This is a genomic window from Hyphomonas sp. UBA4494, from assembly GCF_002388935.1.
In the GTDB taxonomy this organism is placed as follows: Bacteria; Pseudomonadota; Alphaproteobacteria; order Caulobacterales; family Hyphomonadaceae; genus Hyphomonas.
Map to the genome: position 1 here is coordinate 12,324 of NZ_DGNK01000042.1, position 19,146 is coordinate 31,469.

A 19,146-nucleotide genomic window follows, 5' to 3' on the forward strand; every position below is an offset into this window, starting at 1 on the left:
GAGCTGGGAGAGTTGGCCCGTGCGCTGCACGCTGCCGAACGCCTGCTGCGTCCGGGCGGCCGTCTCGTGATCGTGGCCTTCCACTCGCTGGAAGACCGTATGGTGAAACAGTGGTTGAAGAACCGTGCCGGCAAGATGGGCGGCGGATCGCGTCATTTGCCGGTTGCGCAGAAAGGCCCCGACTCCACGTTCGAGCTGGCTGTTTCCAAGGCGGTTCTGCCGTCTGATAACGAAGTTGAAGGCAATCCGCGCGCACGCTCCGCCAAGTTGCGGGCCGCAATCCGTACCAGCGCACCCGCCATCGAAGAAGAGGCCAGCGACGGCATGAATCTGCCGCCCCTGTCAGACCTGGAGGATGCCCTATGAGCCGCCGCGCATTTCTGTTTGGATTGGTCGTTGTCGGCCTGCTGATTGTCAGCCTCTATCGTGCCAAATATGGCGCCAAGGACACCGCGGCTGAGCTGATGGCGGTTGAGGCGCAGATCGAGGAGGCGCGCCAGGAAAAGGCGCTGCTGGAAACCGAGCTGTCGCACATGAGCCGCCGCGAATGGATTGAGGAATATGCCCGCACCGAACTGGGTATGGCACCGCCCAAGCCGGAGCAGATGGCTTCCGAGGGGGATCTGGATGCACTGGTTGGCAAGCCCAACAGCCTGAGCGTCCCGGCGCCTGCATCCACCGAGAACGGGGAGGTGCACGAGTGAGCGAAGCCTCCCGGAACCGGACACGGCTTGCTGGCCTCGCGGTCAGTGCGCTGTTTGTCGTTCTGGCTGGCAAGGCCGGCTACCTGTCCCTTGCGGGCGGGGCGGCACCTGCGCATGCGGCAGGTCAGAAGGCCGAGCGTATCGTGCGGGCCGATATTGTTGATCGCAATGGCGAACTGCTCGCCACATCCGTCTCCGCCTACTCGCTTGTCGCCAATCCGAAACTGATCTGGGATGGCGGCGAAGTGTCCGAAGCGCTCGCGACGGTCCTGCCGGATCTCGACGTGGCGGAGATGACCCGGCGCCTGTCAGATCAGACCCGTGAGTTTGTCTGGGTAGAGCGCGGCCTGACCCCGCGCCAGCGCAAGGCCGTGTTTGACCTGGGCCTTGAAGGGTTGCGTTTCGAGGAAGAGAGCCGCCGGGCCTATCCACGCGGCACCTTGGCCGGACATTTGCTGGGCTACACGAATGTGGATGGCCTCGGCGCAGGCGGCATTGAGTATAGCCAGAATGAACGTCTGGCCGCCGGTGGAGAGCCGGTCCGCCTGACTATCGATAATGGCGTGCAGGCAGCGGTCGAGGCTGAGCTGTCAATCGCCGCTGCCGAGCATGAAGCTGAAGGCGGCGCCGCGATCCTGCTGGATGCGCAAACCGGCGAAGTGCGCGCCATGGCCAGCTGGCCGCCATTTGACCCGAACCGGTCAGTCGATATTCCGATGTCGGATCCGTCCCGCCTCAATCGTGCGACCGGGGCGGTCTACGAACTCGGATCCATCTTCAAGCCCTTCACGGTCGCCGCGGCGCTCGAAGCCGGCGTAGTGCACCCGACCGAATTGTTTGATGTGCGCCGCCCGCTGGAAATTCGCGGTTTCCGGATTGAGGATGACCACCCATTCCATGGCGATGCCGACATCACACACATCATTTCCCAGAGCTCCAATATCGGCACGGTCCGGATCAACGAGAAGCTGGGGCCGCGGCGCCAGCAGGATTTCCTGACCCGCGCCGGTCTGATGGAGCGGGTGAAGATCGAACTGGCGGGCAGCTCGGCGCCAATCCTGCCCGAGCGGTTTGACGATCTCTATTCTGCTACCGTGTCCTATGGGCATGGCATTGCTGTATCGCCCATGTCTTTCCTGGCTGCCTTTTCGACCTTTGCGAATGGGGGTGAGCGGGTTCAGCCGACCCTGATCATGAACAATCGGGATCGCCCTGCGCCTGTAAGAGTGATGTCTGCTCTGACGGCAGAAATGGTGAACGTGATGATGCGCGAAGCGGTCGTCGCCGGCACCGGCAAGAATGCCGAAGTTGCCGGGTATCGCGTTGCGGGAAAAACCGGCACGGCGGAGAAGCCGATCCCTGGCGGCTATGATGATGACCACAATGTCACGAGCTTTGCGGCTGTCTTTCCCTATGATCGCCCCCAATATGCCCTGATCGTGACCCTCGATGATCCGAAGGCCGGATCAGGGGCCGGCGCCACGGCGGCCTACAATGCGGCTCCGGCGGCGGGACGAATGATAGAACGTGTCGCGCCGCTTCTGGGTCTTGCGCCACGGTTCGAGGATATTCGCCCGGCGGGCGCAGCCCTCCGCTCCGGCCAGGAGAAGAGGAGTTCCTTGTGACCAAACTGAAAGACCTGTTCCCGCTCGTCGAGCAGGGAGACATCGAAATCAAAGGCATGACGGCTGACAGCCGTCGGGTAGCGCCGGGCTATCTGTTCGCGGCGCTGAAAGGCACCGTATCGGATGGTCGGGACTATATTCCGCAGGCAATCGAAAAAGGCGCTGCGGCGATCCTGTCCGAAGGCGGCGTTGCCGTGGATGGCGCAGCGCATGTGATCGCGGATGAGCCGCGCCGCGCGCTGGCCCTCGCCGCGAAGCGCTTCCATGTCGCGCAGCCGAAAACGATCGCTGCCGTGACAGGTACGAATGGCAAATCCTCGACGGTGGATTTCTGTCGCCAGATCTGGGCGAATGCAAACCTGTCGGCTGCCTCGATGGGCACGCTTGGTGCCATTGGCCCGAAGGGCAAGATTGATGTCGGCCATACGACACCTGATCCGGTTACCATTCACGAGACCCTCCACGAACTGGCCGGGCAAGGGGTCACCCATTGTGCGATGGAGGCGTCCAGCCACGGCCTTGAGCAACATCGCCTTGATGGTGTGGATTTGTCGGCTGTTGCTTTCCTGAACTTTACCCAGGACCATCTCGACTATCACGCCACGATGGAAGAATACCTCGACGCCAAACTGCGCCTGTTCCGCGACTTTGGCGGACAGGGCATGCCAGCCATCGTGAACGCCGACAGCGACCATCGTGAGGTCTTCGAGAAGGCCGCAACCGATCATGGCCTGCAGGTCGTGTCCTTCGGCTGGCGCGGCGAGGATCTCTGGATCGACGAAATCATGCCGCGCGCGACCGGGCAGGTGCTCAACCTGTTCTGGCGCGATGGCGAATTGAAGCCTTTCGAGCTGCCGCTGATCGGCGAGTTCCAGGCGTTGAATGCGCTGGCGGCGGCGGCGATCTGCTTGTCGCTTGGCATGGACGTCGACGCGGTGATGGACGGCCTGTCCAAGCTGAAGCCCGTTAAGGGGCGTCTCGAACTGGTCGGCAAGACCGAGGCAGGCGCGGGCGTGTTTGTCGATTATGCCCACACGCCGGACGGGCTTGACGTGTTGCTCCGCGCCGTTCGTCCGCATACAGCTGGCCGACTGAAAGTCATCTTTGGGTGCGGCGGTGACCGCGATGCCAAGAAGCGCCCGCTGATGGGCGAGATCGCAACGCGTCAGGCCGACGATGTGATCGTCACCGACGACAACCCGCGCTCTGAAGACCCGGACATGATCCGGCATGCCATTCTCGAAATGGCGCCGAATGCGCGCGAGATTGGTGATCGCGGAGAGGCGATCCGGACGATCATCGCCGAACTGAAAAAAGGCGACACGCTGGTGATCGCTGGCAAGGGCCACGAGACCGGCCAGATCATTGGCGCGGATATCATCCCGTTCTCAGATCAGGACACGGCGCTGGATGCGCTGAAAGGCGGCGCCGGATGAACGCGCCGCTCTGGATCTCTTCCGATATCGCGCTCATTACGGGTGGCAGGGCGACGGATCCGTTCTCTGTGACGGGTTCAGTGTCGATCGACACACGCAGCCTGAAGCCGGGCGACCTGTTCGTGGCGCTGACGGACCAGCGCGATGGGCATGATTTCGTCGAGGCGGCCTTTGCTGCGGGCGCGGCGGGCGCACTCGTGTCGCGTCAGGTCGGGCAGGGACCTAAGCTCGTTGTGGATGATGTGCAGGAAGCGCTGGAGCAGATGGGTGTGGCCGCGCGGGTCCGCTGTGGCGCGCATCGCACGGCCGTGACCGGTTCAGCCGGCAAGACGAGCGTCAAGGAAATGCTGGCACAGATCTATCGCGCCTTCGGCCCGGCGCACTGGAATGTGAAGAGTTTCAACAATCATTGGGGTGTGCCGCTGACTCTGGCGCGGATGCCGGAAGACACCACGCGCGCCGTTTTCGAGATTGGCATGTCGACTCCTGGCGAGATCGCGCCGCGCAGCCAGATGGTTCGTCCGCATACCGGCATCGTGACCTGTATTGCGGGGGCGCATCTTGAAGGGCTCGGCTCTCTCAGTGCAGTCGCGCATGAGAAGGCAGATATCTTTACCGGCATGGAGGCCGGTGGGACATTTATCCTGCCAGCCGATGACGAATTCTTTGACTATCTTGCCGGACGCGCGCGGCGCTTCTGCCCGACCGGAAATCTCGAGAGTTTTGGCCGGAGCGCCAATGCGACGGCGCGTGTCGTCGGGTATGAGACAGACGGCAATGAGAGCCGGATCCAGCTCGACATTGTCGGCAAGCCGGTGCTTGTCACGATCAATGCGGTTGGTGAGCATTGGGCCATGAATGCGGCAGCGGCGGTTCTGGCCGCCAGCCAGTCCGGTCTGTCGGTCGAGGACTGCGCCGAAGCACTTTCGGGTTACACGCCACCTCCCGGTCGGGGGACAGCCGAACAGCTCACCCTGCCACAGGGTGGACACATTACGCTGATCGATGATGCCTACAATGCAAACCCTGCCAGCATGAAGGCCTCATTGGCTGCGCTGTCCCGTCGGGGCAGTGGACGTCGGCTGATTGCGCTCGGCGAAATGCTCGAAATTGGCGAAACGTCGGATGCTGAACATGCCGCGCTTGCGGATCCGGTGGCGGATACTGGGCCAGCTGCCATTTTCCTGGCAGGCGACAAAATGACTCATCTTTCGGACGCACTTCCGCCGCAGTTGGAGCAGACCTGGACTCGCAATTGGGAAGAGCTGTGGAATCCTCTGCAAAATGCGCTCCGAGATGGAGATGTGCTCTTGATCAAGGGGTCGAATGCGTCCGGGATGGCGAAACTAGCTGACCGAATTCGCCAATGGAGCGACTCGGCAATGGGTAAGATGGAACGCGGGGCAGAAGGCGCCGCAGAGGTTGGGTGATGCTATACGAATGGCTGGCCGCAGACAGCGGTATATTTAACGTTCTGAACTACATCACATTCCGGTCCGGCGCGGCCGTGGTGACGGCGTTCCTTGTGACCGTCCTGTTCGGAGACGCAATCATCAACTTCCTCCGTGCCCGGCAGGGTAAGGGCCAGCCGATCCGCGACTTGTCGCTGGAAGCGCAGCTGTCGAAGCAGGGCACGCCGACGATGGGCGGTTTCCTGATCTGGCTGGGCCTGGTGGTCGGCGTCTTGCTCTGGGGCAACCTGACGAACCCATACATCTGGGTCACACTGTTCGTGACGCTGTCTTACGCCGTTCTTGGCTTCCTGGACGATCTTGCCAAGGTTTCCAAGCAGAGCGCGGATGGCGTTCCGGCGAGCGTGCGCCTGCTCGCGGGCTTTGGCATAGCGGCGATTGCCTGTGCGTTCATCATGGGCCTGCACGGCGCGCACACGCCAGCGGGTCATGCCGAATGGGGCCCGCTGAACGGATTGGCTGAGACCATTGCCAGCCTGGCACCCGAAACAAGCGTCGAGCCTGCCGACCCGGCCTTTTCCGGCGGCGTGGCTGTGCCCTTCGTAAATGACTATTTCTTCCCGCTTGGCGGCTTCTTCATCCTGTTTGGCATGATCGTGGTTGTCGGCAGCGCGAATGCGGTGAACTTCACCGACGGTCTGGATGGCCTCGCCATTGTGCCGATGAGTTTCGCGGCTGCCTCCTATGCCCTGATTGCTTACCTGACAGGTAACTTCGTCTTCGCCGACTATCTCGGCATCCAGTTCACGCCGGGCACCGGCGAGCTGACCGTGTTGCTCGCCTCCATGATCGGCGCGGGCATGGGCTTCCTCTGGTACAATGCCTATCCGGCCAAGGTCTTCATGGGTGACACCGGATCGCTCGGGCTTGGAGGAATGCTGGGTGTCGTTGCGGTGGCGGCCAAGCACGAATTTGCGCTGGTTATCATTGGCGGTCTGTTCGTGATGGAAGCGGTGTCTGTGATGATACAGGTCGGCTGGTTCAAGGTCACCCGCAAGCTGACGGGGGAGGGCAAGCGCATCTTCCTCATGGCGCCGCTGCACCACCATTTCCAGAAGAAAAACTGGCCAGAAACGCGCGTTGTGGCGCGCTTCTGGATCCTGTCCGTCCTGTTCGCCCTCGCGGGCCTCGCAACGCTGAAGCTGAGGTAAGCCGAGACTCATGATTCCGATTACTGAATATGCTGGAAGAGATGTTGCAGTGTTCGGCCTTGGCCGGACAGGCCTCTCGGCTGCCAAGGCCCTCAAGGCCGGGGGCGCGCGTGTTCATGCGTGGGATGACAATGAAGAGACCCGCGCAAAGGCGGAGGCCGCTGGCCTGACCCTGTCAGACATCAACAAGCGCGACTGGCAGACCTTTGCCGCGCTCGTCCTTTCCCCCGGCGTGCCATACAAATTCCCGCAGCCGCACCGGATTGTGCGGATGGCGGAAATGACCAATGTGCCGGTCGTCGGCGACATGGAATTGTTCGCCCGCGCTGTGCAGGCCCTGCCAGAGCGTGGCCGTCCGAAGATCGTGGCCATCACCGGCACGAACGGGAAGTCGACCACAACCGCGTTGATCGGGCATATCCTGAAACATGCGGGCCGTGATGCGCGCATCGGAGGCAATATCGGCACAGGCGTGCTGGACCTTGCCCCACTGCACGCCAACGCAACCTATGTTCTGGAGCTCTCTTCCTACCAGCTGGACCTGGTGAAGAGCCTGCATTGCGATGTCGCCGTGCTGCTCAACATCACGCCGGATCACCTGGATCGCCATGGCGGCATGGACGGGTACCAGGCTGCGAAAATGCGCATCTTCCAGAACCAGACCGAGAAAGATGTTGCGATCATTGGCTTTGACGATGTGATCACCCAGTCCATCGCCATCGGCCTGTCGGCAAATGGCCCGGCCCGTGTGGTCCAGGCTTCATCCACCTATGCGCTCGGCCGGGGAGTCAGCGCCGTGGACGGACGACTCTATGACAGCAATAGCGGTCAGGCGCAGTTCGTTGGCAACCTCTCCGACTGCATGGCGCTGCCGGGCCGTCACAACCACCAGAATGCCGCGGCAGCCTATGCCGCCTGCCGGGCGCTGGGCCTCGACCCACAGACCATCATGGATGGTATTCGCACCTTCCCGGGTCTTGCCCACCGACTCGAAATGGTTGGCGAGATTGATGGCGTGAAATTCGTCAATGACTCCAAGGCGACCAATGCCGAAGCCGCCGAACAGGCGTTGAAAGCCTACAAGAAAGCATACTGGATTGCAGGCGGTGTTTCGAAGGCTGAGGGCATCCAGCCATTGGCGCCGCTGTTCCCGAACATCACGAAGGCCTATCTGATCGGGGACTCTGAAGAAACCTTCGCCGCAACGCTGAAGGGAAAGGTGGCCCTGCAAACATGCGGCACGCTCGAAAATGCAGTTCAGGCTGCATTTCGTGATGCAAAAGTGGTCGGAGACGAAAATCCGGTCATTCTTCTTTCACCTGCCTGTGCAAGTTTCGACCAGTTCCGCGACTTTGAACATCGCGGAGATGTGTTCCGGAGCATCGTCCAGTCAATGATGCCGCAGGAGTTGAAGGAGTTGGCTTGACCTACGTAGCATCCGCCCCATTGCTCGCACGCTCGGACATGTCCTGGCTGACCGAGTGGCGGCGGACGCTCGATTGGGGGCTCTTCGGCGGTGCGTTTTTCCTGATTGCCATTGGCTTGCTCATGTCGCTTGCGGCGGGGCCGACTGCGGCGGCGCGTATTGGCTATGCGGATGAATACTTCTTTGTGTTCCGTCAGGTCTGCTTTGCCGGTTTGGGCGCGACCATCATGGTGGTGGTCAGCATGCTGGACCGGACCTGGGCGCGGCGATTTGCAACGCTGGTCTTTATCGTCAGCCTTGCCCTGATGTTCTTCATTCTCGTTTGGGGACACGAAGCCAAGGGCGCGCAGCGCTGGTTGCGGTTTGCCGGGTTTTCCCTGCAGCCGAGCGAGATGGTGAAGCCTGCCTTGATTGTCCTGAGCGGTTGGTTGCTGGCGCAGCGAGAGCTGTATCCGACCGGACCTTGGGCGATCATTGCCTTCCTGTTCTATGCGGTCACGCTCGGCCTGTTATTGTTGCAACCGGATGTCGGACAGTCGGTGTTGCTGAGTGCGGCCTTCGTCGTGACCTTCTATGTCAGTGGCCTGCCGTGGAGATGGGCGGCAGGGTTCGCGGTTGGCGGGGTCAGCTTGTCGGCGTCGCTTTATGCCTTGCTGCCGCATGTCCGCTACCGAGTGAACAGCTTCATCAATCCAGACTCTGCCGATACGTACCAGATTGACCGTGCCGCCGAAGCCATCGGCCGGGGGGGATTGTTCGGTGTCGGCCCCGGGGAGGGGCAAGTGAAGATCCATCTGCCGGACGCGCACACTGATTTCATCTATGCGGTCATGGTCGAGGAGTTTGGCTTGATCGCGGCGCTGATGCTGATGGCGGTTTTCGTATTGCTGATCCTGCGGGGCTTCCGTGCCAGTTCACGTGTGGAAGATGGCTATGCGCGCGCTGCGGCTGCCGGACTCTTCACGCTATTCGGCCTTCAGGCTGCCATAAACATTGCCGTAAATCTGGCCCTTATCCCGCCAAAGGGCATGACACTGCCATTTGTGTCCTATGGTGGCTCGTCCATGATCGGGACGGGATTGACACTGGGCCTTGCGCTGGCACTTGTGCGCGGACAAGGTACGCGCACAAGGGGCCGGTATGGCTGAAGACAGAGACAAGCTTGTCGTCATCGCAGCAGGTGGCACAGGGGGGCACATGTTCCCCGCCAGAGCCTTTGCAGACGAGATGATTGCAAGAGGCTGGAAGGTTGGCCTGATCTCTGACAAGCGCGGCGCAAAATATGCCAAGGACTTTCCGGCAGACTGGCTGGAACAGATTCAGGCCTCTTCCCCCAATCTCCGCAAGCCGTGGACTCTGCCGGCGACGGCCGTCAAGATCAATGCGGGCATATCTCGTGCGAAAACCCTGATCCGTGAAACCCGGCCCAGCCTGATCGCAGGCTTTGGTGGCTATCCGGCCTTCCCGGCGCTGGCTGCGGCGCGCCGCATGAAGGTGCCGATCATCATCCATGAGCAGAATGCGGTGCTCGGGCGAGTGAACCGCCGTTTTGCCCGGCAGGCCAAACTGGTGGCCAGCGGGTTCGAGCGGCTCGACAGGCTACCCTCCTGGAGCGCGCATCTGGCCGTGGGCAATCCGGTGCGTGAGGCCATACTGGCGCGGCGGGAGGATCCCTATCCCTCCACGGACGATATGCTGACCATCCTGATTACGGGCGGAAGTCAGGGGTCCAAGATCATCGGTGAAACGATCCCGACGGCGATTGTTGATTTCGTGCCGCCCCCGCTGCAGGCGCGGCTTCGCATCATCCAGCAGGTGCGTCAGGAACAGTATGCCTTTGTCGATAACATGTATCGGCGTGTGAAGATTGAAGCCGAGTTGTCGCCGTTCTTCTCGGACATGCCGCAGAAGCTGTCACAGGCGCATCTCGTCATCGCACGGTCGGGCGCCGGCACAGTATCGGAGATTGCCGCGGTCGGTCGGCCGTCCATCCTGATTCCGCTGGCGATTGCCATGGATGATCATCAGGCCGCCAATGCCGAGGCCCTGACGGAGATTGGCGCCGCCGACATGGTGCTGGAGAGCAATCTCTATCCGCAATTGCTGGGCGCGCTGATAACGGCCCGTCTGCAGGATGCCGACGATCTGCGCGCACGGGCGGCAGCCGCGAAGGCGTCTGCCAAGGTCAATGCCGCCAAAGAACTGGCAGACATGGCCGAACGAGTCGCTGAGCTTTAGGCTACACGGGGGGCGCAGGCGTGCGTCTTGTGCAATTCGGCTTCACGCAACCATTCCCATCCGAAGGCTTCATCCGTGTCGCCATCTTGCTGGCGGCGGGCCAGTCGTTCCAGTGCTTCGTCCAGTGTCGGCTCGTGACCCTCTGGCACCCACCACATGACGAAATGCATCTCGCGCATCATCTCGAACCATTCAGCGCGGCGTTCGTAGAATTTCCGGTGGATCGTGCCCCAAACAAAGGTTTCGAGGCTTTGTACGTCTTCCCAGACGGTCAGATTGGCAACGAACTGCGGATCGCCATCGATCTTGGCTTCCGTATTGCCCTGGCCGGGCTCACCCGATCCTTCCATCATCCAGACGAAACCGGGCATGGATTTGCCGATCCCGTTGATGAAATCGAGATTGTCCATGAAATCTTTCACGCGCGGATCATCCGTCGGCGCGACGAGGTGGCCGACATTGAGCTGGGCCAGATGCATTTTCATGAGTGCGGTTCCCCTCGCAACGAAGCACCCGAATTGTGCCTCATTACAGTCATTTTGGGATCGCACGATGCCCATTCAAGAAAAACGCCTCGGATTTCATGAATGCGTCATGCGCAAGCAGTCCTTGCTTCGCGCTCCCGCGTCACGGTATCGCTAAGCGTTCCCGTTTCCTCATTTGGACGATCCTGCATGACTTCTCCCACTCCGTTTGATCTTGGTCCCGCGCATATTGTCGGCATTGGCGGCATCGGCATGTCTGGCATCGCCGATGTCATGATCACGATGGGCTATCAGGTGCAGGGCTCTGACATACGCGAGTCCGACAATATCCAGCGCCTGCGCGATCGGGGCGCGAAGATCTTCATCGGGCACGCTGCCGAGAATGTGGAGGGGGCTGGCACGGTCATCATCTCCACCGCGATCAAGTCTGGCAATCCAGAGGTTGATGCGGCGCGCGCCACAGGTATTCCGGTCGTGCGCCGGGCTAACATGCTGGCCGAGATCACGCGGCTGAAATATACGGTCTGCATTGCGGGCACACATGGCAAGACGACGACGACCTCGATGGTCGCGGCGCTGCTGGATGGCGCAAATATCGACCCGACCGTCATCAATGGCGGGATCATCCATGCGTATGGGTCGAACTACAAGGCAGGCGAGAGCGACTGGATGGTGGTCGAGAGCGACGAAAGCGACGGCACTTTTGCCAAGCTGCACCCAACCTGCGCCGTGGTAACCAATATCGACGCCGAACACATGGACCATTACGGCTCCATGGAGAAACTCCGCGAGGCGTTTGATACTTTTGTCGAGAATTTGCCTTTCTATGGCTTTGCCGTCCTGTGCACGGACCATCCTGAAGTGCAGGGATTGGCTGCGCGCGTTACGGACCGGCGCCGCATCACCTATGGCTTCAACCGCCAGGCCGATGTCCGCGCCATCAATCTGAAAACCGATCTGTCGGGCGCGCATTTCGATGTCGCGTTGCGCCGTCCGGGCTCTGCTCAGCCGCGGATGATCACGGACCTGACCCTGCCAATGGCGGGCGAGCACAATGTCCAGAACGCGCTGGCCGCCGTTGCGGTCGCGCTGGAGCTAGGCGCCACGGACGACCAGATCCGCAACTCCATGGGCGGATTTGGTGGGGTGAAGCGCCGGTTCACACAAGTTGGCGAATGGGTGCCGGTCGCAGGTCAGCCGCCCGTCCGCATCATTGATGATTATGGTCATCACCCGGTAGAGATTTCGGCCGTATTGAAGGCTGCCCGCGCCATGCAGGGGCAAGGCCAGCTGATCGCTGTTTGCCAACCGCACCGCTATACGCGTCTGCGTGACCTGTTCGAGGATTTCTCCCGCTGTTTCGATCAGGCTGACCATGTGTTGGTCGCACCCGTCTATGAGGCGGGCGAGAGCCCGATTGACGGGTTCAACCATGAGACCCTTGTCGCCAGCATAGTCCGCAATGGCCATCGCGGTGCTGCAACGATGCCGTCCATGGAGGCGTTGCCAGAGACATTGAAAGCCCTGGCTGAGCCCGGCGCGATGGTGGTTTGTCTCGGCGCGGGAGACATCACCAAGTACGCGGCCGAATTGGCGGAAAAGCTGTCGGCCTGACGTTGCGACAGCGGCAAAACCGCTTTCACTTTCTTTCCGAATGTGCACGCTAGTCGACAGATGCCGGCAAGCGGCACTTGGGAGGATACCGCATGACCGAGACATCCATTTCGCCCGGCCAGGACGAAGAAGCTGCAATTGTAGCTGCGCAAGGCGCGCACACGGCCGGGGAGGGCGGAGCGCTCGGCAAGACGGGCTTTGCGTGGGCCTGGTTCGAATGGGCGCGCAATCCTTATTACATCCTCATTATCATCTATGTGTTTGCGCCCTATTTCGCCCGCGACATCATTGGCGCGGACATATTGGCCAGCGGAGAGCTGGAGGGGATGGACCCGGAAACCGCTCGGCAGGTTGCTGGTGCGAAAGGACAGGCTGTGGTGGCGTCCCTGTCGAAATGGGCGGGCGCGATTGCGGCGCTGACGGCCCCCTTCCTCGGAGCGGCATTCGACCGGGGCCTGAGGCGCAAGCCGCTCCTGATTCTGTTCCTCGGTGTCCTGTCTGTGCTCAGCTTCCTGCTTTGGTGGGCCGTGCCTGGCGAATCCGGATTTTCCACCGGCACAATCATCGCCATCCTCATCGCAGCCTATGTCACCTACACATTCAGTGAGGTGACGCATAACTCCATGCTTCCCGACGCCGCCCGGCCAAGCGCCCTCCCGGCCGTGTCGGGCTTTGGTTTGGCACTCGGCAATGCGGCGGCGACGCTGTTGTTCGTTGCAATCGTCTTCATGTTTGCCCTGCCAGATATGCTGAACTGGCCATTCGCGGAGCCCCTGTTCGGTATTGATACCGCACAGTACCAGCATTTCCGCATTGCCGGACCGATCTGCGCGGTATGGCTGGTCGTGATGATCGTTCCGTTCTTCCTTTACGCCAAAGATACGGGTGTGAAGGGGACCCCGCTTTTCCCATCGGTAAAAGAAGGGGCTGCAGGGGTTATCCGCACCGTGCGCAAGGCTGCTGAATATCGCGAGGCGTTCAAATTCCTGATTGCGCGTACCATTTATGCTGATGGCATGTTTGCCCTGCTGGCACTGGCGGCCGTCTATGTCAGCCTGTTCCTCGGCTGGGGCATTGTCGAGCTGACCGTCTACGCAATCTGGGCCTCGATCTGGGCGGCGATTGGCGGTGTGGCGGGCGGCTGGTTCGACTCAAAGCTCGGCCCGAAGAACGCGCTCCTGATGGAGCTTATGGCAATCGTCATCATCTTGTTCTTTGGCTTGTCCGTGACGCGGGATTCCATCCTGTTCGGCCTGATCGAGAACCGCGAACTGTGGCAGGCACCTGTTTTCTCCAGCCTGTCTGACGTCACCTACCTGCTGAACGGGGCGCTGATCGGCGTGTTCGCTACGGCGAACATTTCGTCGAGCCGGTCGATGCTGGTTCACATTGCACCAACGCATATGCGGGGGGAGTTCTTCGGGCTTTATGCGATTGCGGGCACCGTCACCGTCTGGATCGGGCCCTTGCTGATCGAATTGTTCACAACATGGTCGAACAGCCAGCGGGTCGGCATGTCTGCCATCGCGCTTCTGTTCTTTTGCGGCTTTGCCGTACTGACAACCGTGAAAGTGTCCAAGACACCTGCTGAATAGAGGGCAGGGGGCCTAGCTGGTCGGGCCGAAAGAGTCGCCTGTTCCGAGGGTCACGCGGGCAATCGCGTCGACACGGCGAGGACGGAGATAGAATTCATCGTCGATCGTCATCGTTGTGTTGAGGAAGCCACCAATCTTGCTGTCATACTCATAGACGACTTCGGACAAGATGATCGATCCTGGCGACGAGATGATCCCGCTTGGGACCGTGACCGTCGCGCCTTTGGAATAGGCGGTCATCTTGTAGGCGTCTGACCATGCGACAACGGCCTTGCCGTCTCCACTGTCGACGATGCTGGTGATCCGCATGGTGGCGCTCTGTGCCTCATATGGCTGCATCATGACTTCTGCGGCGGCAAACATTTCTTCCATGTCTTCGTCGGTCACCGTTGCGAGACGTGCGGTTAGGTCGCCAAGGCTCGCGGTGGTTGATGTGACGCGGCGATCCACCCGCATCAGCAGGCTCAGCTCGACCGCGCCCAGATAGATGAAAATCAGGATCGGTGCGATCAACGCAAATTCGACCGCAGAGACGCCTTCCTCATTATAGCGAATGCCGCGCACACCGCGCCATTTGAGACGGGGATTGAGTCGAGAGAGCAGGGATTTCTTGGTCATGGTCATCAATCTCCGAAAGGCTCGTTGCGGAACACCGCATTGGCCTGAAGCAGGTGGCGATTGTTTGGAAGGTTGGACAAAGGTGTCGATACCCACGGGGTCATGAGGGACCACTCATAATAGACACGCACAGCCACAATATCATTGGCCGAGCCGGGATCATATTTGAAGTCGGTATCATCAATTTCACCGTCACCGGCCAACGGCGTGGTCAGGTCGGCGAGGCTGAACTTGTCGAGCGAGCGCACGTCAATATAGAGGCGATCATCGCAATTGAGCAGATTGTAGAACTTTGAGCAGACTTCGTTCCGGAACTCGACTTTTGTGAAGCTGTTGTCCTGGGCCTGTCCGGTACGGATCTTTCTGGAGGCTTCCGCCAGCGCATGTTCGAGTACTGTGGACATGATGAATATCAGGCAGATTTCCAGCAGGCCGAAGATCAGGAAGAAGAAAGGGACGGATACGAGCGCAAACTCGACGGCGGTCGCACCGCGCCGGTTTTCACACCATGCCTTGAACTTGCTGCGCAGTCGTGGCGCAAGAATGCCAAGTTGTAATGTCATTGTCGTCACCCACACAGACCCATTTGATCAGGTGAGGTGTCTACCAGATGTGGGTGATCAGCCAGTTTCGCGAATCTGTCGAATTTTATGTATTCGGGTCAGAGAAACGGTACGAACCGTCAATCAATTGCTGTCGGACAGTGCCTTCACGCCCGTTTGCTGATCGATATACTGTTCGAAGTGCTCCGGAGCATCGCCAACGCTGAGGGTTGAGCGGCAGGTAGGTGCACAGTCATATGTATAGTTGGATCCTGACCGGTTGATCGTCACCACATTCGCTTCATTCGCGACAACAAGGATGTCCGTGGAATAGATCTGGCGGCCAGATTTGTCGAAAATCAGCAAATTGGTGGTGCCAAACGTCTTGCCTGTAATGAAGATGAGCTTCTCATCATGGACCGCAACGTCTGCGATTGTCTGATTGCCCAGGACGACGCTGGCAGCTGCACTGCGCAAGTGAACCGGTATGGTTTTGTTCACCTCTACCGACAGAGGGCCCGCGACTGCGATTTGGGATACAAGCGCAGCGGCAACCGGCAGTGTGCAGATTTTCGCGAACAGATTCATCTTGCTGTCTCCAGACTTAATTCAGCCCGCGCACATTCTTCCAATAAGGTTGCACGTTTCCTAATAGGTGGCCCGCTCTGACGAGATTTCGCTGCTATAGTCATTATATGGGACAAGTCGGGCAAATTCCGAATCACCAAAAGCCCAATAGTTGCAGGTACTAAGAAGGTAAACGAAACCCTGTTTTGCCTTCACGGATTTTCTGTTTTCTTTCACGCGATATTGAGAATGAACCGGTAGTGTCAGTCATGTTCCGGGTAGAGGATTATTGCCGGGGCAATAACAATTGCATGATGGGAGTTTCCAATGTTTGCACGTTTTCTGAAAGACGAGTCCGGCGCTACGGCCATTGAATACGGTCTGATCGCTGCGCTTATCGCTGTTGCTATCATCGGCGGTGCTACCGCCCTCGGTAATTCTGTGAACGAAAAGTTCCAGGGCGTTGCCGACGACATGAACGCAGCCTAAGACCAAGACTTATTTAGTCTTGCTATATAAATGGAGCCGCCGGGGAAACCTGGCGGCTTCTTTTTTTCTGATCATGCGGCGAGGCATAAAAACTTCCTTCAAACTTTTGGGTCAGCATGCTTCGCAACAGACTTGAAGGAAGCCCTCAATGATCCTGGCCATGATTGCCGGCCTGTTCCTGGCCTTGTGCGTTTTTGCAGCGCTTCATGATGTGAATCGCCTGACGATTCCGAACTGGTTGAACGTGACGCTCGCAGTGTTGTTCGTGCCGGCAGCGTTCGTTTCAGGCGTTCCGATGGAAATCATCGGGGGACACCTTATTACTGCCTTGTGTGCCTTCCTGATCGCGTTCGGCTTGTTCGCGTTCAATATCGTTGGGGGAGGGGACGCCAAGATGATCCCTGCCGTGATGCTTTGGGTCGGGCCGAGTGCCAGCATCACATTCTTGTTCGTGATGGCTGTGGCGGGTGGCGCATGCGCAATCCTCATCATTCTGGTTCGCAAGACCATGCCGGTTGAAGTGGTTCCGGGAGCTGTTCGCGCACCATTCGAGGAAAAGGCAGGCGTTCCCTATGGTGTCGCGATCGCTGCGGGGGTTTTTGCCGCCGGTTCGCAGTCGCCATTTCTTACCGATGTCTTAAGCCGGATCAGTCTTTTCAGTTAACGATGCTTTAGTGGCCTTGTGAAAAGGTCGCCTTTGACCGGACCACTCTGAATCCCTCAGGGCAGTCCGCGGAGTCTTGTTTCCAGAGGAGTGGGGCCTCATGTCGCCAATTCGTCTAATCATCCTGATCGGCGCTGCGGTTGCCGCAATTGCGGCGGCTTTCCTTGTCCGTAATCTCGCGCAGGCACCTGCGCCGACGATCCAGACTGAGCAGCAGACCGTGGTCGAAACGCGCGAAGTGTCCGAGACGAAAGTGCTTGTTGCACGCCGTGACCTGGATATCGGTGACCTCGTGACCGTGGATGATCTGGAATGGGCGGATTGGCCGGAAAAGAGTATTGTTGCTGGCTATCGCACGGAGACCGATTCACCGGAGGCGATAGAGGAGCTGGCCGGCAGTGTCGTGCGGGTGCCCATATTCGAGAATGAGCCGATCCTGCCTCGCAAGCTGGTGAAGAAGGGTGATACGGGCACGATGGCCGCGCTGATTGAGCCCGGCATGCGCGCCATGTCCGTCGAAATATCTACAGAATCGGCATCCGGCGGCTTTATTTTGCCGAATGATCGGGTGGATGTGATCCTGACATATCAAGCCACGATGCAGATGAATGGCGAAATGGTGCCGCAGACTGCCACCGAAACCATTATTCAGAACGTGCGTGTACTGGCGATCGACCAGGTCTACCTGACATATGATGAAGGCGGCGCCTCTCAAGTGGGCAATACGGCCACGCTGGAAGTGGACAGCAAGGAAGCCGAACTGATTGCGCTCTCGCAGCGCAAAGGCGCGCTTTCGCTCTCCCTGCGTCCCTGGTCGGATGTTGGGGATAGCTATGACCGGGCAGCGCGGATCGACATGCTTGAGAATGGCGGCAACAGCAATGGTGGCATTCTGATTTATCGGAACGGCAAAGCATCAAATGCCGGGCCGGGGGGAAGCTGAATATGAAATTGTCCAGGATTTTACCGGGTTTTGCAGCGTTGGCATCAGCCATTGCGCTCGTTCCGGTGGCGCAAGCCCAATCAGATAGTTTCGGGACACGGATCACGCATCCGGGTCAATCGGAATACAGCCAACAGGTCACACTCGGCCTGAACAAGTCGATGATTGTCGAACTCGACACTCCGGCCGCCGATGTCGTCATCACCAATCCAGACATTGCCGACGCGGTCGTGCAGACAGCGAAACGTATCATCTTCCGGGGCGTGAGCTTTGGACAGACCAACGCGTTCGTATTCGACAGTGCCGGCAATCAGATCCTCAATCTCGAAATCGGGGTCGAGATGGACATGGCATCGCTGGAGCAGCTCGTGGCACGCCATGTGCCCGGCGCCCGTGTGCGTATTGAGGGCATGAATGGCAGCGTGGTTCTGACCGGTTCGGCAGACAGTTTGAGCGCATCCAATGCGGTTGAGCGTCTCGTCTCTGCCTATGTGCAGGCTGGCGAAAACACGCAAGTCATCAACATGATCAGCATCGCTGCGAAAGATCAGGTGCTTCTGGAAGTGCGCATCGTCGAGATGCAGCGCAATGCCGTCAAGCAGTTGGGCATCAATTTGACCGGATCGCCGGGTTTCGGAGATCTGGCTGCATTGGTGGAGCGGCAGCTATTTGTGGATAATGGAAGCGGTGTACCGGTGGATTCCGGAACCACCGCACTTGCGCCGGGCCTGCCTTATTCTTTCAATGGTGATATCGGCAGTTCACTGAGCTATCCGGTTCAGGGACAGAGCCTTGGCGGGTTCGGTGGTACGATCGGTTACCAGAACTATGTCGGCACGGATCTGCAATCGAGTATCGGGGCCGAAATCAACGCGTTGGAACGGATCGGCGTCGTGCGCACGCTGGCCGAACCGAATATTGTTGCCATGTCTGGTGAAGCCGCGAAATTCCTTGCCGGGGGTGAGTTCCCGGTTCCTGTCGGTCAAGACAATAACGGACGCATTACCGTCGAGTTCAAACCCTATGGTGTCGGTCTTGGCTTCACACCGGTCGTGCTGTCTGAAGGGCGTATTTCGCTGAAAGTGTCGACTGAAGTATCAGAGCTCTCGTCAGAAGGTGCCTTTCAGGGAACCAGCACAACGACGATTGATGATTCCGGCAATGTTGTGACAGTGGAGGGCGTGACGCTGCCAGCCTTGTCAGTGCGGCGCGCTGAATCGACGATTGAACTTCCGTCCGGCGGCTCCATGATGATGGCAGGTCTCATCCAGACACGGTCACGTCAGAGCCTTGACCAAGTTCCAGGCCTGAAGAAGTTGCCGATCCTTGGGGCTTTGTTCCAATCACGTGACTTCATTCAGGAAGAGACCGAGCTGGTCGTGATCGTCACTCCGTATCTGGTGGACCCAACGTCCAAGGATCAGTTGCGGACACCGGCAGATGGCTTCGCCAATGCGTCGGACGCCAAGACCATCTTCTTCGGAAAGATCAATGAGCAATATGGCAAGAACGGCGCAAAGGTAGACGCTTCCGACTATCGTGCACCCGTTGGATTTATTGAGGAGTAGGGGACCCAG

18 protein-coding genes and 1 pseudogene (1 of these 19 cut by a window edge) are annotated in these 19,146 nt (G+C 59.3%); 15 read left to right on the top strand and 4 right to left on the bottom strand.

The annotated features are described in order from the left end of the window. From rsmH to murG, 9 genes and pseudogenes are all read left to right on the top strand, one after another. Window positions 1–366 (top strand): annotated as a pseudogene (rsmH, locus tag B2P82_RS17000) (16S rRNA (cytosine(1402)-N(4))-methyltransferase RsmH) (it extends 632 nt beyond the left edge of the window). Next, window positions 363–704 carry a cell division protein FtsL gene (gene ftsL, locus B2P82_RS15750; RefSeq protein ID WP_290497952.1) on the top strand — a complete coding sequence of 114 codons (342 nt, stop codon included), beginning with the start codon at window positions 363–365 and terminating at the stop codon, window positions 702–704. Before rsmH ends, ftsL begins: the two are co-directional and overlap by 4 nt. Continuing rightward, window positions 701–2,329: a peptidoglycan D,D-transpeptidase FtsI family protein gene (locus B2P82_RS15755; protein ID WP_290497954.1), complete on the top strand. Its 1,629-nt coding sequence runs from the start codon at window positions 701–703 to the stop codon at window positions 2,327–2,329. Before ftsL ends, B2P82_RS15755 begins: the two co-directional genes overlap by 4 nt. Beyond that, window positions 2,326–3,765 (top strand): UDP-N-acetylmuramoyl-L-alanyl-D-glutamate--2,6-diaminopimelate ligase, encoded by a 1,440-nt coding sequence (locus tag B2P82_RS15760; protein ID WP_290497956.1) that lies wholly within the window; start codon window positions 2,326–2,328, stop codon window positions 3,763–3,765. Before B2P82_RS15755 ends, B2P82_RS15760 begins: the two co-directional genes overlap by 4 nt. Next, a complete protein-coding gene (locus B2P82_RS15765) occupies window positions 3,762–5,195 on the top strand; it encodes a UDP-N-acetylmuramoyl-tripeptide--D-alanyl-D-alanine ligase (protein ID WP_290497957.1) in 1,434 nt (477 codons plus the stop codon). Before B2P82_RS15760 ends, B2P82_RS15765 begins: the two co-directional genes overlap by 4 nt. Beyond that, on the top strand, window positions 5,195–6,388 hold the full coding sequence (gene mraY / locus B2P82_RS15770; protein ID WP_290480483.1) for a phospho-N-acetylmuramoyl-pentapeptide-transferase: 1,194 nt from the start codon (window positions 5,195–5,197) through the stop codon (window positions 6,386–6,388). Before B2P82_RS15765 ends, mraY begins: the two co-directional genes overlap by 1 nt. Before the next feature lie 10 nt (window positions 6,389–6,398). Next, window positions 6,399–7,814: a UDP-N-acetylmuramoyl-L-alanine--D-glutamate ligase gene (gene murD / locus B2P82_RS15775; protein WP_206992155.1), complete on the top strand. Its 1,416-nt coding sequence runs from the start codon at window positions 6,399–6,401 to the stop codon at window positions 7,812–7,814. A 38-nt stretch (window positions 7,815–7,852) separates the two neighbouring features. Then, a complete protein-coding gene (locus B2P82_RS15780; RefSeq protein ID WP_414652058.1) occupies window positions 7,853–8,962 on the top strand; it encodes an FtsW/RodA/SpoVE family cell cycle protein in 1,110 nt (369 codons plus the stop codon). Continuing rightward, a complete protein-coding gene (murG, locus tag B2P82_RS15785; protein ID WP_290497960.1) occupies window positions 8,955–10,052 on the top strand; it encodes an undecaprenyldiphospho-muramoylpentapeptide beta-N-acetylglucosaminyltransferase in 1,098 nt (365 codons plus the stop codon). The genes B2P82_RS15780 and murG overlap by 8 nt, the downstream gene beginning before the upstream one ends. Here the strand turns inward: murG and B2P82_RS15790 are convergent. After that, window positions 10,049–10,537, bottom strand: coding sequence for a DUF3291 domain-containing protein (locus B2P82_RS15790; RefSeq protein ID WP_206992157.1), 489 nt, complete (start codon window positions 10,535–10,537; stop codon window positions 10,049–10,051). The two genes, murG and B2P82_RS15790, sit on opposite strands and share 4 nt — an antisense overlap. 189 nt (window positions 10,538–10,726) lie before the next feature. On the opposite strand from B2P82_RS15790, the gene murC reads away from it, so the two are divergent. Together murC and B2P82_RS15800 are read left to right on the top strand one after the other, a co-directional pair. Next, window positions 10,727–12,151, top strand: a complete 1,425-nt coding sequence (gene murC, locus B2P82_RS15795; protein ID WP_290497962.1) for a UDP-N-acetylmuramate--L-alanine ligase — start codon at window positions 10,727–10,729, stop codon at window positions 12,149–12,151. Window positions 12,152–12,243: 92 nt separating this feature from the next. Next, window positions 12,244–13,746, top strand: coding sequence for an MFS transporter (locus B2P82_RS15800; RefSeq protein ID WP_290497964.1), 1,503 nt, complete (start codon window positions 12,244–12,246; stop codon window positions 13,744–13,746). Between the two features lie 12 nt (window positions 13,747–13,758). Here the strand turns inward: B2P82_RS15800 and B2P82_RS15805 are convergent, their stop codons facing one another. From B2P82_RS15805 to B2P82_RS15815, 3 genes are all read right to left on the bottom strand, one after another. Further along, window positions 13,759–14,364 carry a TadE/TadG family type IV pilus assembly protein gene (locus B2P82_RS15805; protein ID WP_233347828.1) on the bottom strand — a complete coding sequence of 202 codons (606 nt, stop codon included), beginning with the start codon at window positions 14,362–14,364 and terminating at the stop codon, window positions 13,759–13,761. A gap of 5 nt (window positions 14,365–14,369) precedes the next feature. Then, window positions 14,370–14,927, bottom strand: coding sequence for a TadE/TadG family type IV pilus assembly protein (locus B2P82_RS15810; protein ID WP_034816417.1), 558 nt, complete (start codon window positions 14,925–14,927; stop codon window positions 14,370–14,372). A gap of 123 nt (window positions 14,928–15,050) precedes the next feature. After that, a complete protein-coding gene (locus B2P82_RS15815) occupies window positions 15,051–15,494 on the bottom strand; it encodes a pilus assembly protein N-terminal domain-containing protein (RefSeq protein ID WP_051607959.1) in 444 nt (147 codons plus the stop codon). A 306-nt stretch (window positions 15,495–15,800) separates the two neighbouring features. On the opposite strand from B2P82_RS15815, the gene B2P82_RS15820 reads away from it, so the two are divergent. From B2P82_RS15820 to B2P82_RS15835, 4 genes are all read left to right on the top strand, one after another. Continuing rightward, a complete protein-coding gene (locus B2P82_RS15820) occupies window positions 15,801–15,962 on the top strand; it encodes a Flp family type IVb pilin (protein ID WP_084333459.1) in 162 nt (53 codons plus the stop codon). Between the two features lie 148 nt (window positions 15,963–16,110). Further along, the gene (locus B2P82_RS15825) at window positions 16,111–16,626 is read left to right on the top strand and encodes an A24 family peptidase (RefSeq protein WP_290497966.1); all 516 of its coding nucleotides are present in this window, start codon (window positions 16,111–16,113) and stop codon (window positions 16,624–16,626) included. Between the two features lie 100 nt (window positions 16,627–16,726). Beyond that, window positions 16,727–17,569: a Flp pilus assembly protein CpaB gene (gene cpaB, locus B2P82_RS15830; RefSeq protein ID WP_051607960.1), complete on the top strand. Its 843-nt coding sequence runs from the start codon at window positions 16,727–16,729 to the stop codon at window positions 17,567–17,569. Between the two features lie 2 nt (window positions 17,570–17,571). Beyond that, a complete protein-coding gene (locus B2P82_RS15835; RefSeq protein ID WP_051607961.1) occupies window positions 17,572–19,137 on the top strand; it encodes a type II and III secretion system protein family protein in 1,566 nt (521 codons plus the stop codon). Window positions 19,138–19,146: the final 9 nt, after the last annotated feature.